Here is a 774-nt window from a genome sequence, read left to right on the forward strand (position 1 = left end):
TGTTTTATTTAGGATTGACTATACGTTACATATCTATCGTTATTTACAGTAAAAATACTTACATAAATTAACAGTTAGTATATGATGTCTAAAGATTGCTTGAGTTTTATCGTAAGCAGTTTAAAAAATAAATTTAATTAAAATTTTAGGAGCTCGTCATGTCAATCAGTTTTTCTAAGATCGCTGTTTTAGCTGTACTATCAAGCGCCGTTGCACTCACTACAGGTTGTGCGACTAAACGTGCTACCTCAGAGGTTGTGGTCGCGCCGCTAGGTATTCCAGGTGGTCAAGTTGGCTATAATGGTGCCGTCATCGTTGATAACTCAGCCGCTGTCATTACTGGTGCTGAAAACTTACAAGCGGTTGTCTACTTTGCTTTTGATAGCAGCGAAATCACTGCGCAAGCGGCGAGTGTCCTTAACCAACACGTGAGCCTATTAAACTCAAACCCAGCAGCTGGTGTCGTTATCGCAGGTCATACTGATGAGCGCGGTAGCCGTGAATACAATATGGCACTCGGTGAGCGACGTGCCCAAGCAGCACGTAATTATCTTGCTGCTCAGGGTGTCGCCGCCAACAACATCCGTGTCATTAGCTATGGTGAAGAACGTCCTGCAGCGGCTGGCAACACCGAAGATGCTTATGCACAAAACCGCCGTGCTGAGCTGTCTTACTAAGCGTCATTAAAAATCATTTGCTTTAAAAAAGCCCAGTAATGTTATATTACTGGGCTTTTTATATTCTATTGAGCTACAGTAGAACCTCAATAAAATT

Annotated in this window: 1 protein-coding gene; it reads left to right on the plus strand. The window is 42.2% G+C overall.

All coding sequences use genetic code 11. The features are described from left to right. Positions 1-158 precede the first annotated feature (158 nt). Positions 159-677, plus strand: a complete 519-nt coding sequence (gene pal, locus B3V51_RS12770; protein ID WP_093069940.1) for a peptidoglycan-associated lipoprotein Pal — start codon at positions 159-161, stop codon at positions 675-677. Positions 678-774: the final 97 nt, after the last annotated feature.

Source organism: Psychrobacter sp. UBA2514 (genome assembly GCF_002341255.1).
Lineage (GTDB): Bacteria > Pseudomonadota > Gammaproteobacteria > Pseudomonadales > Moraxellaceae > Psychrobacter > Psychrobacter pacificensis.